We start from the raw sequence: 11,064 nt of genomic DNA on the forward strand, positions 1-11,064 counted from the left end.
GGAGCACACGAACCCGCAAGTTGCCTCCGTGGACTCGGCATAGCCGAGACTCCCAGCGTGAGGAAACCCCGGCGTTCACGCCGGGGAGGATGTCATGCCGGGTCGAACGACCGCAGAATTGCGGCGAGCGCGCTCGCGAGTTCCTCGAAGCGGTCGATGTCCATCGAGTCGGTCGTCACCCACACCCCGTGATCGTTGTTGATGACGCGCGTGAGGTAGCCGTTCTCGAACACGCGGACCGTGAACCGGTAGTCGCCGAGCTGGGTGTCGGCGTACAGCGACTGCGCGTGGAACCCGTGTCGCTCGCTCTCCGCGAAGCCGACGAGGTCGGCCGTTCGGCTCAGGTCGCTGCGGAGGTAGAGCTGCTCGACATCCTCGTCGGTGAAGTACGTGAGGCTCCGCAGCTCGTCTCCGGTGGCGGTCCGCGCGGCGCTGAGCAACTCCTCGACGCTGTCGTCCGGTGGGTGTCCCATGCTACCACGATCGATCGTCTGATACATGAGCGTATGGGTGCCCGCAGGACCGGCGGCCCGACGGCGGCCCCGTCCAGCGGAGGGCCGGTCCGGACCCGGAAGGACAGAGTTTAGCGACTCCCCCGATATCGACCCCGTAATGAGCGAGTACGACGACGTCTGCGTCCTGCTGCCGACGATTGACGAAGCCGAGACGGTCGCGCGCGTCGTCGAGTTGTTCCGCGACGGCGGGCTCGACGAGGTCCTCGTCATCGACGGCGGATCGACGGACGGCACGCAGGAGGCGGCCCGGGAGGCGGGGGCGCGCGTCGTCGAGCAGTCCGGGCGCGGGAAGGGGCAAGCGGTCAGGGAGGCGGTCCGCGACCACATCGACGCACCCTACGTCGTGATGGCCGACGCGGACGCGACGTACGACGCGCGCGACGTCGACGCGATGCTCGATCCCCTGCTCTCCGGGGAGGCGGACCACGTCATCGGGAACCGGTTCGCGGACATGCGGCCGGGCGCGATGACGCGGCTGAACCGGATCGGCAACCGGATCATCAACCTCTCGTTCCGCCTCATCCACGGCGAGCGCTACCGGGACATCCTCTCCGGCTACCGGGCGTTCACCCGCGAGTCGTTCCGCCGGCTCCACCTCACCGCCGACGGGTTCGGGATCGAGACCGAGATGGCGGTCGAGTGCGTGAAAAATCGGCAGTCGGTCGCGGTCGTCCCGATCACCTACCGCGAGCGCCCCGGCGGCTCGGCCACCAACCTCCACCCGATCCGCGACGGCGGCGTGATCTTCCTCGAACTGTACCGCAAGGCGAAGACGAACAACCCCCTGTTCTACTTCGGCAGCCTCGGCGCGATCTCGACGGGCGCCGGGGCGCTCATGACCGGCTACGTGCTCTACGACTGGCTCGTCAACGGGATCACCCACGAGATAATCGCGATCGCTGCCGTCGGGGCCGCGATCTTGGGGATACAACTGCTGATATTCGGGTTCCTCGCGGACATGATCCTCTCGCTCCACCGCGAGCAGGTGGCGCGCTACGAGCGCGCGGTCGACGACGGCTCGGATCGGTAGGCCTCGGGCTCTCCGCCCGGTCCGGGTCGAGCCCCCATGGTTTATGACGAACCACGGAGAGGAACGGCCATGGACGAAAAGCGGTTCGTCATTGCCCTCTTCGGACTCGTCGTCGCGCTGCTCGTCGGGTTCATCGCCTACCGATTCGTCGCCCCGCTCACGGTCGCCGTCTTCCTCTACTACTCGACCCGGCGCCTCTACCACCGCCTCGAACGCTTCCGGCTCCCCGCGCGGGTCAGGGCGGTGGTCTCGCTGTCGCTTATCGCCGTCCCCCTGATCGGCCTGCTGAGCTACACGGTGCTCCTCCTGCTGATCGAGGCGCGCCGGTTCATCGAGCGGTATCCGGTGGCCGAGACGGTCGGCGCCGAGAACTCGTGGGTCGGCGACCTCGCCGCGCTCTCGAACCCGACGTTCGACGGGATCATGCAGACGTACCAGTCCGGTCAGCTCGACCCGCTCATCGACTTCGTCTCCGAGCAGGCGGGGCTGCTGGCGAGCACCCTCTCGGGGCTCGCGTTGAACCTCCTCATCACGATCGTCGTCACCTACTACCTGCTGCTCGACGGCTCGAAGTTCCACGAGTGGCTGCTCACGTTCGACGACGACGCGGTCGTCCGCGAGTACTTGGAGGCGGCCGACGACGAGCTGGAGGCGGTGCTGTACGGGAACCTCCTCAACGTCATCGCCATCTCGATCATCGCCGTCGTGACCTACACCGGTTACAACGTGGTCGCGCCCGAGATCGTCGAGGTTCCGTACCCGGCGCTCGCGGGCGCGCTCACCGGAATCGCGAGCCTGATCCCCGTGATCGGGATGAAGATCGTGTACATTCCGCTCGCGGCGTTGACCGCGGTCCCGCCGGTCCTCGGCGACGAGATATCCGTGCTCGTGTACGTCGCCGGGTTCCTCGTCCTCGCCGCGATCGTGGTCGACACCATCCCCGACATCGTGCTCCGCCCGTACTTCAGCGGGAAGACCACCCACGTCGGGCTGCTCATGCTCGCGTACATCTTCGGTCCGGTCGTGTTCGGATTCCACGGGCTGTTCCTCGCGCCGATCGTGCTCGTGCTGGCGCTCACGTTCGCCGACACCGCCCTGATACGGCTCCTCGGCGGCGACGCCCGGGAGACCGGGCCGGAGGTGCCGCGCGGACAGCGCCGGCTCGACGAGTTCTGATCGGCGGGCTTTGACCAGCGGATTCCGATCGGGGGGTCCGATCGGCGGGCTCCGAGCCGGCGCTCGCTCCCGGGGCCGAAGAGATAAACCCCCGCTCGACGACCGGGATGACGTATGCGTGTACACGTCATCGGTCTCGGGGGCGCCGGCGGCCGGGTCGTCGACCGGCTCGCGGCCGACAGCGACGGAGACCGGTTCCTGCAGGGCGTCAACGCGTTCGACACCGACGTGGCCGCGCTCGACGCCCTCCGGTCGATCGACGAGTCCCGCCGGTACCGCTTCGGCGACGCGGCCGGCGGAGGCGGGCTCGACGGCGATCTCCACGCGGCCCGGCGGCTCGGCGACGCCCACGCCAGCGAGCTCGGCCGGGCGATGGACGACCAGCAGCCGTCGCTCGCGGGGGCCTTCGTCCTCGTCGTCGGGCTCGGCGGCGGCGCGGGCGCGGGCGTCGCGCCGGCGCTGGCCGAGGATTTGACCCGGCTCTACGACGTTCCCGTCTACGCCGTCGGGCTACTTCCGACGCCCGCGGAGTCCGATCCCTCCGAGTCCGACCCCTCCGGGTCCGACCCCTCCGATCCCTCCGATCCCTCCGAGTCCGACCCCGGTGACTCCGCCGCTTCCGCCGGCACGAGCGCGGCCGGAGGCGGCCCCGGAGAGCGCCCGCCGAAGCGCCCCCTCGCGGAGAAGAACGCGGCGCGGACCCTCGACGCGCTCTCCGACCGCTGTGCGGCGATATTCCCGTTCGACAACGGCGAGTGGCTCCGCCCCGGCGAGACGATCGCCGACGCCCGCGGCCGGCTGAACGGGGTCGTCGCCGAACGGCTGGCGGCGCTGTTCGGCGCCGGGGAGGCCGACGACGCGGCCTCGACGCCCCAGCAGGTGCTCGACGCGAGCGACGTGGCACGAGCGGTCGGCGACGACGGGGAGATCGCCGCCGTCGGCCACGCGACGCAGGCGGTCGAGCCGCCCGAGTCGGGGTCGCGGTTCGGGCTCGGCCTGTTCGGTTCCTCGGAGCCGGCGGAGGTCGACACGAGCGCCGCGGTGTCGGCGATCGAGACGACGATCCGGAAGGCGGCCCGCGGGAAGAACACCGTCGAGGTGCCGGACGGACGGGCCGACCGGACCCTGCTCGTGGTCGGCGGGCCGCCGTCGTGGCTCAACCGCGAGGCGATCGCGGACGGGCGGCGGTGGCTCGCCGACGAGACCGGCTCCGGGGCGATTCTGAGCGGCGACGCCCCGGTCCCCGACGGCGACGAGGTGTTCGCGCTGGTCGTGCGGTCGGGGATCGACGAACCGGACCGCGTCCGCGAGATCCGGGAGTCGATCGCGTGAGTGAGTGAGTTTCGTCGCACCCGTGACCGTTTCCCGACCGAACTCGTTTACCGGGCGAGGCGCCCAGTACGCCCGTGACCACCCACGCCGACATCGGGCTCGACCTCGACGTGCGCGACGCGGACGCGGTCGCCGACCGGCGCGACGAGTTCGTCGCCGCCGTGCGGGACCACGCCGGAACGATCGCCTACCAGCTCGCCCGGCTGCAGGGCGGTGACTACGGCCGACAGGAGCTGTCGACGCCGGGCGGGACGTGGACCGTCAAACACGAGGCCGGCGAGCTGGAGTTCCTGCTGTTCTCGCCGAAGTCGGGCTCGGACGTGTACGTGATCTCGACGAAACAGCCGCCGGCGCCCGCCGACCTGGCGACCGCGCTCGACGACTACGCCGACTTCGTCGCGGCGTGGAACGAGTGGGTCGGGTCGCTGTCGGGCGTCCTCGACGGGGTGAGCGCCGAGTTCCCCGAGCCGGCCTCGACCGACGGGGCCGTCGCCGAGCGCGACCGGGTTCTGGACCGCGTGCGCGACACCTGCTCCGTCATGGCCGGCGAGATCCACCGGTACGAGGGCGACGACTACGGCACCTTCACCGCCCGCGTCGACGGCGACCGGTGGGAGCTGAAGTGGGACGAGGGCGCCGTCTCGTACCTCCGCGTCGGCGGCTCGGGCGGCCTCTACCTCCTCTCGCAGTACGAGGCGCCGTCGGCGGCCGACGTGCGCGAGTACGCCGACTCGTTCCGGGGGTTCGTCGACGCGTACAACGAGTTCGTCGCGGAGCTTGAAAGCGACCTCGCGGCGGTCGAAGTGTGAGTCGCGTGCCGACGGTAACCGTCCCGTCGACGGCTCGCCTATCCGCCGCCCGACCCGCTGAACGCGCCGAACGCGTACTCCAAACCGAACATGACGAGCGCCATCGTGAGGGCGCGAACGAGAAGGAGGTCACCGCTCAGCGCCAGCCCGACGGCGAGGAGACCGCTCCCCGCCGACGCTCCTAACACGGCCGCGTACCGGCCGCGAGAGAGGCCGCGCGCCCACTCGTCGCCCCGGTCGTAGAGCCGTTTCACGGCCTTCATACCGGCGGCGAGCCGTTCTGGACGGAAATCGGTTTCGAACGACCCCGTCTTTACACACTTCGAATATACACGGTTGTGCGTATTTATCGGGGCGATGTGGGAATATTTATGCAGTAACGTCCGGTATCGCCGCGCATGACGATCACGCTCCCGGGACCGACGCTCGGCGTCGTCGGCGGCGGCCAGTTGGGCCGGATGATCGGCGAGGCGGTCGCGCCGCTCGGCGTCGACGTCGTCGTGTTGGACCCGACGCCAGACTGTCCGGCCAGCCCCGTCGTCAGCGACCAGATCGTCGGCGGCTTCGACGACGCCGACGCGATCCACGAGCTTGCGAGCCGGGTCGACGCCCTGACTTTCGAGATCGAGCTGGCCGATCCGGACCTGCTGGCCGAGGCGGCCGCCGAACACGACGTGCCCGTCCACCCCGACCCGGACACCCTCCGGACGATTCAGGACAAGCTCGTGCAGAAGGAGGCGCTGGTCGACGCCGGGATTCCCGTTCCCGAGTTCGTCGCGGTCGCCACCGCCGAGGGGCTCGAACGCGTCGTCGAGGAGTACGGCGGCGTCATGCTGAAGGCCCGCGAGGGGGGGTACGACGGCCGCGGGAACGTTCCGGTCCGGGACCCCGCGGACGCGGCCGACGCCCTCGACGAGATCGGCGGCGCCGCGATGGCCGAGGAGCTCCTCGACTTCGAGCGCGAGATCGCCGTGATGGGGCTGAGGGGTGCCGACGGCGAGACCCGAACGTACCCCGTCACCGAGACGATCCACCGCGAGGAGATCCTCCGCGAGAGCGTCGCCCCGGCCCGGACCGACGACGCGACCGTCGCCGAGGCCGAGTCGGTCGCGCGCGACGTGCTCGACGCACTCGACGGTCGGGGCGTCTTCGGGATCGAGCTGTTCGAGACCCGCGAGGGCGACGTGCTCGTCAACGAGATCGCCCCGCGCCCGCACAACTCCGGCCACTGGACCATCGAGGGCGCGCGCACCTCGCAGTTCGAGAACCACGTCCGGGCCGTGCTCGGGTGGCCGCTCGGCCCGACCGACCTCGTCGCGCCCGGGGTCACGGCGAACGTCCTCGGGAATGTCGAGGAGACCCAGCCCGCCACGCTCCGCGGCGTCGAGGAGGTGCTTGCAGCGCCCGACGCCGACTTCCACTGGTACGGGAAAAACGACGCGCGCCCGCTCCGGAAGATGGGCCACCTGACGGCGACGGACCGAACCGCCGACGCCGACCGCGACACCTTGCTCTCGCGGGTGCGAGACCTCCGGGACGCGCTGACGTTCCGGGATGCGTAACCCCGAGACGATGCCCGCCGATCCCGCGCTCGACGCGCCGCGCGGTGGTTCGAGGGGGTTCCGGAGGCGCTCCACGACGGGGACCTCCTCCGCGGGTACCTCTCAGGAGAGAACCACTAACCGCCCGCCGCCGGTCCCCGTCGCCACCGTCGCGAACAGCGTCCCGTCGGCGGCGGTGACGTGGCTCACGCCGCCGTCGACCTCGTGCTCGAACCGCGTCTCGCCGACGCGGACCGATCCGACGCCGACGCCCCCGTCGACGCCGATCGCGTGGAGTCGGCTCCCGCCGACGTATACCGTGTCGCCCACGAGCGCCGGCGGCGTCGGGCGAACGGCGTCCCCGATTTCGGTCCGCCACGCGCGGTTCCCGTTCTTGGCGTTCAGCGCGTACAGCCGTCCGCCCGAGGCCGCGAACACTCCGTCGTGGCCGACCGCGATTCCCCCTTCGACGAACCCGCGAAGGTCGGCGTGCCACCGCGGCTTCCCGGTCGGGTCGAAACAGCGGACCGACCCGTCTCCCGCGCCGACCACCACGTCGCCCGACCCCCGTACTGACTCGCCGTCCGGGTCACGAGACGCGACGACGCTCGGCGCCGTCCGAATCCCGGCGGTGACGGTTCGACTCCAGTGCACCCGGCCGTCGCCGTCGACCGCGTACAACGCTCCGCCGGCGGTCGCGACGTAGACGACGCCGTACACCGACGCCGCCGCCCGGGCGGCGGCACGCCGGACGATCCCGTCGAGCCGGCGTTCCCACTGTCGCTCGCCCGTCGCACCGTCGAACGCCCGGAGGTACTCGCCGGCGCCGATCACCACTCGGCGGTCGTCCCCGTGCTCCACGACGAGGGGCGTCGTCTCGCCGAACACGTACTCGAACGCTCGACTCCACAGCCGCTCGCCGGTGTCGAGGTCGCGCGCGACCAGCGCGTCGCTCTCCGGGACGTACGCCACGCCGTCCGCCACGGCCGGCGCCCCCGTGTAGCGAAACGCGTCGTTGTCGTCGGACGCGACGGTCCAGCGCGGGGTCAGGTCCTCGCGATCGAGCGCGACCACGTCCACGCCGGTGTTCAGCAAGACCGTCCCGGCGGTCACGACCGGGTCGCCGGCCGGGGTCCCGTCGAACTCGTGCGTCCCGTCGACGGTCGGGTCGTCGCGCGGCGCGACCCCGTTGGGAACCGCCCGCGAGTTCCACTCGTCGCCGCCGCCGGTCGGCCAGTCGTACTCCTCGTCGGTGCCGGGGTCGCCGTCGAACCCGCCGAGACAGCCGGCGGTAGCCGTCAGTCCGGTCGCTCCGAGACTGGCGAGAAACGCGCGTCTGGAGGGCATGTTCGTCCCGCGGTTCCGCGGCCGAACCCTTCGACCTTGCGGTCGCCGGGGTGCCGTCGGCGACGTGCTTCCCGGGCGCAGACCGGCACGATTTACAACCCTGCTCGCGTCACCCGCACCCATGACCACGGTGCAGGACCTGATCGACCGGCTCGAAGCGGAGGCGGCGGCGGACGCCGACCCGGAGACCACCCCGGACGTGGGGATCATCATGGGGTCGGACTCCGATCTGCCCGTCATGGAGGGCGCCTACGACGCGCTCGACGAGCTCGGGTTCGCCGAGCAGACCGACTTCGACGACGCGCCCGACGCGCGGTTCACCTACGAGAGCTACGTCATCTCCGCGCACCGGACGCCGGAGCTCATGTACGCGTACGGGGAGACCGCGGCGGCCCGCGGGATCGATGTCGTGATCGCGGGCGCGGGCGGGAAATCCGCCGACCTCCCGAACATGACGGCGTCGATCGCGTACCCGATCCCGGTGATCGGCGTTCCCGTTCAGGAGAAGTCGGTGGACTCGGTCATCGGGATGCCCACGGGCGCCCCGATCGTCGCGGTCGACGCCGGCAAGTCGTACAACGCCGCCCTGTCGGCCGCGCAGGTGCTCGCGCGCGAGCACGACGCCGTCGAGGCGCGGCTGGTCGATCTCCACGACGAACAGAAAGCGGGCGTCGCGGGCGTGTCGACCGACCTCCACGACCTCGGCATCGACGGGTTCCGCGAGCGCGACGAGTCGTAGCACGCCCGGCTAGCCAGCAGTACCGACCGACAGTCGAGACGACACGCGACCCCGATCGCTCGCTCGGTTCGCTCGCCGGCGTTTTCGCCGACGTGGGGGGGTTGCGGTGAAGACTCAACGCTTATGAGGGGGCGGTCCAAACCCCAGCACGTTACGGAGACCTATATGAGCGATTGGATAGCGATCGGCGCCTTGGCGGCCGTCGGCGTGCTCATCCCGCTGGGGATGATGACCGTGTCGGCGTTGCTCCGTCCGAGCGTGCCTGAGACCGGTAAAAGTACCACCTACGAGTCCGGCGAGACCCCGACGGGCGGGACGCGGGTCCGGTTCAACATCCAGTACTACATGGTCGCGCTGTTGTTCCTCGTGTTCGACATCGAGACCGTGTTGCTGTTCCCGTGGGCCGTCATCTACCGTCCGGCGATCAATGCGGGCGTGCCGATGATCGACCTGCTGTGGCCGATGTTGGCGTTCGTCGGCGTCCTCGCGATCGGGCTCGTCTGGGCGTGGCGCTCCGGCGCGATCAGCTGGGCCCGGAGTCCCCGCGCGACCAGCCGAAAGACGGAGCGTGACCTCAACTAATGAGCAGCGATCAACCATTTATCACCGACGAATCGCAAGTCGTAACCGAGACCCGCGACGCCCGGATGACCGGACAGGGGGACCGGTTTAACTCCCGGCTCCGGGAGGCGTTCGGCTCCTCGCCCTTTATCCTCACCAAGTTCGACAAGTTCCTGAACTGGTGTCGCGGCTCCTCGATGTTCATGCTGCAGTTCGGCATCGCCTGCTGTAGCATCGAAATGATGCACACCTACGCGGTGAAACACGACCTCGACCGCTTCGGGAGCGGAGTCCCCCGCGCCTCGCCACGGCAGGCCGACGTGATGATCGTCCCCGGGACGATCGTCTCGAAGTTCGCGCCGCGGATGAAGCGCGTGTACGACCAGATGCCCGAGCCGAAGTTCGTGGTCGGCATGGGCTCGTGTACCATCTCCGGCGGTCCGTTCCAGGAGGGGTACAACGTGATCAAGGGCGCCGAGGAGGTCATCCCGATCGACATCCACGTCCCCGGCTGCCCGCCCCGTCCGGAGGCGCTCGTCTACGGCGTCGTGAAGCTGCAGGAGCGCGTCGCCAACGGCGAGGCCGCGCCCGTCACCGTCAAGCCGTACGAACTGGAGGAGTTCTCCGACCTCGAACGCGACGAGTTCGTCGACAAGCTCGCCGACCAGATCGAGGACGACGAACTCGTCATGCGGTACAACTTCGCTGATTCGCCATGAGCCTCGAACGACCAGACACCGTCGACGACGGCGCCGTCGAGCGCACCCCCGACGAGCTGGAGGCGCTCTTGGGTGACCTCGTCGTCGACCGCGACGACCACCTGAACGCGCCAGGGTTCGTCATCCGGCCCGACACCGTTCAGGAGACGCTCTCGATCCTGAAAGAGCAGGCGGGCTACGACCATCTCTCCGTCGTCACCGCACAGGAGTACGAGAACCGGTACGAGTCGATCTACCACCTGAAAAAGTTCGACGACCCGACCCAGGAGGTTAACGTGGTCGTCCCCGCCGACAAGGACGACCCCGTTTCCGAGTCGGCCGAGCCGGTGTTCCGCACGGCGGACTGGCACGAGCGGGAGGCGTACGACCTGATCGGGATCGAGTACGACGACCACCCGGACCTCCGGCGAATTCTGCTGCCCGAGACGTGGCAGGGCCACCCCCTGTCGATGGACTACGACAAGGACCGGCCGCAGATCGCCACGCTGCCGGAGCACGCGAACCCGCTGCAGGAGCATCACAAGAACGCCGAGTCCGACACGATGTTCCTCAACATCGGGCCGCACCACCCGGCGACCCACGGCGTGCTCCACCTGAAGACGACGCTCGACGGCGAGCAGGTCGTCGATGTCGAGCCCGACATCGGCTACCTCCACCGCAGCGAGGAGCAGATGGCGCAGAACGGGACGTACCGCCACCAGATCATGCCGTACCCGGACCGCTGGGACTACATCTCGGCGGGCCTGCTCAACGAGTGGGCGTACGCCCGCGCGGCCGAGGACCTCGCCGACATCGAGGTCCCCGAGTACGCGCAGGTCATCCGCACCATGGGCGCGGAGATGTGCCGGATCGCCGCGCACATGCTCGCGCTCGCCACGTTCGCGCTCGACATCAACGGCGACTTCACGGCGACGTTCATGTACGCCATCAACGACCGCGAGCGCGTCCAGAACCTTCTGGAGGATCTGACGGGCCAGCGGCTGATGTTCAACTACTTCCGGCTCGGCGGCGTCGTCTGGGATCTCCCGGAGCCGCGCGACGAGTTCTTCTCGAACACGCGGGACTTCCTCGACCAGCTTCCGGGGTCGATCGAGGAGTACCACAACCTCATCACCTCCAACGAGCTCTTCCAGATGCGGACCGTCGACACGGGGGTGCTGCCGCCCGAGGTCGCGAAGAACTACGGCGCGACAGGCCCTGTCGCCCGCGGGTCGGGGGTGGACTACGACCTGCGGCGGGACGATCCGTACGGGTACTACGACGAGCTCGACTGGGACGTGATCACCGAGGAGGGG

12 protein-coding genes are annotated in these 11,064 nt (G+C 69.7%); 9 read left to right on the top strand and 3 right to left on the bottom strand.

The window, feature by feature from the left end; translation table 11 throughout:
* Window positions 1-92: 92 nt before the first annotated feature.
* On the bottom strand, window positions 93-473 hold the full coding sequence (locus ESO89_RS17570; protein WP_128906705.1) for a DUF7522 family protein: 381 nt from the start codon (window positions 471-473) through the stop codon (window positions 93-95).
* A gap of 139 nt (window positions 474-612) precedes the next feature.
* On the opposite strand from ESO89_RS17570, the gene aglJ reads away from it, so the two are divergent.
* From aglJ to ESO89_RS17590, 4 genes are all read left to right on the top strand, one after another.
* Complete coding sequence (gene aglJ, locus ESO89_RS17575; protein WP_128906706.1) at window positions 613-1,545, top strand: S-layer glycoprotein N-glycosyltransferase AglJ; 933 nt, start codon at window positions 613-615, stop codon at window positions 1,543-1,545.
* Between the two features lie 69 nt (window positions 1,546-1,614).
* Entirely contained in the window at window positions 1,615-2,721 is a 1,107-nt protein-coding gene (locus ESO89_RS17580; protein WP_128906707.1) for an AI-2E family transporter, read from the top strand.
* Window positions 2,722-2,835: 114 nt separating this feature from the next.
* Window positions 2,836-4,053 (top strand): FtsZ/tubulin family protein, encoded by a 1,218-nt coding sequence (locus ESO89_RS17585; protein ID WP_128906708.1) that lies wholly within the window; start codon window positions 2,836-2,838, stop codon window positions 4,051-4,053.
* 74 nt (window positions 4,054-4,127) lie between these two features.
* A complete protein-coding gene (locus tag ESO89_RS17590; RefSeq protein ID WP_128906709.1) occupies window positions 4,128-4,862 on the top strand; it encodes a hypothetical protein in 735 nt (244 codons plus the stop codon).
* A 38-nt stretch (window positions 4,863-4,900) separates the two neighbouring features.
* On the opposite strand, the gene ESO89_RS17595 is transcribed toward ESO89_RS17590, so the two are convergent.
* Window positions 4,901-5,125 (bottom strand): hypothetical protein, encoded by a 225-nt coding sequence (locus tag ESO89_RS17595; RefSeq protein WP_128906710.1) that lies wholly within the window; start codon window positions 5,123-5,125, stop codon window positions 4,901-4,903.
* 135 nt (window positions 5,126-5,260) lie between these two features.
* Here ESO89_RS17595 and ESO89_RS17600 point away from each other — a divergent pair, with 135 nt between their 5' ends.
* Window positions 5,261-6,424 carry a 5-(carboxyamino)imidazole ribonucleotide synthase gene (locus tag ESO89_RS17600; RefSeq protein WP_128906711.1) on the top strand — a complete coding sequence of 388 codons (1,164 nt, stop codon included), beginning with the start codon at window positions 5,261-5,263 and terminating at the stop codon, window positions 6,422-6,424.
* Between the two features lie 102 nt (window positions 6,425-6,526).
* Here the strand turns inward: ESO89_RS17600 and ESO89_RS17610 are convergent, their stop codons facing one another.
* Window positions 6,527-7,750 carry a PQQ-binding-like beta-propeller repeat protein gene (locus tag ESO89_RS17610; protein WP_128906712.1) on the bottom strand — a complete coding sequence of 408 codons (1,224 nt, stop codon included), beginning with the start codon at window positions 7,748-7,750 and terminating at the stop codon, window positions 6,527-6,529.
* 121 nt (window positions 7,751-7,871) lie between these two features.
* Here ESO89_RS17610 and purE point away from each other — a divergent pair, with 121 nt between their 5' ends.
* From purE to ESO89_RS17630, 4 genes are all read left to right on the top strand, one after another.
* On the top strand, window positions 7,872-8,489 hold the full coding sequence (gene purE, locus ESO89_RS17615) for a 5-(carboxyamino)imidazole ribonucleotide mutase (protein WP_128906713.1): 618 nt from the start codon (window positions 7,872-7,874) through the stop codon (window positions 8,487-8,489).
* A 165-nt stretch (window positions 8,490-8,654) separates the two neighbouring features.
* Window positions 8,655-9,071: an NADH-quinone oxidoreductase subunit A gene (locus tag ESO89_RS17620; RefSeq protein ID WP_128906714.1), complete on the top strand. Its 417-nt coding sequence runs from the start codon at window positions 8,655-8,657 to the stop codon at window positions 9,069-9,071.
* The gene (locus tag ESO89_RS17625; protein WP_128906715.1) at window positions 9,071-9,769 is read left to right on the top strand and encodes an NADH-quinone oxidoreductase subunit B; all 699 of its coding nucleotides are present in this window, start codon (window positions 9,071-9,073) and stop codon (window positions 9,767-9,769) included. Before ESO89_RS17620 ends, ESO89_RS17625 begins: the two co-directional genes overlap by 1 nt.
* The coding region (locus ESO89_RS17630) for an NADH-quinone oxidoreductase subunit D-related protein (protein WP_128906716.1) at window positions 9,766-11,064 on the top strand (1,299 nt) is incomplete at its 3' end. The genes ESO89_RS17625 and ESO89_RS17630, both read left to right, overlap by 4 nt.

The organism is Halorubrum amylolyticum (assembly GCF_004114995.1).
Classification (GTDB): domain Archaea; phylum Halobacteriota; class Halobacteria; order Halobacteriales; family Haloferacaceae; genus Halorubrum; species Halorubrum amylolyticum.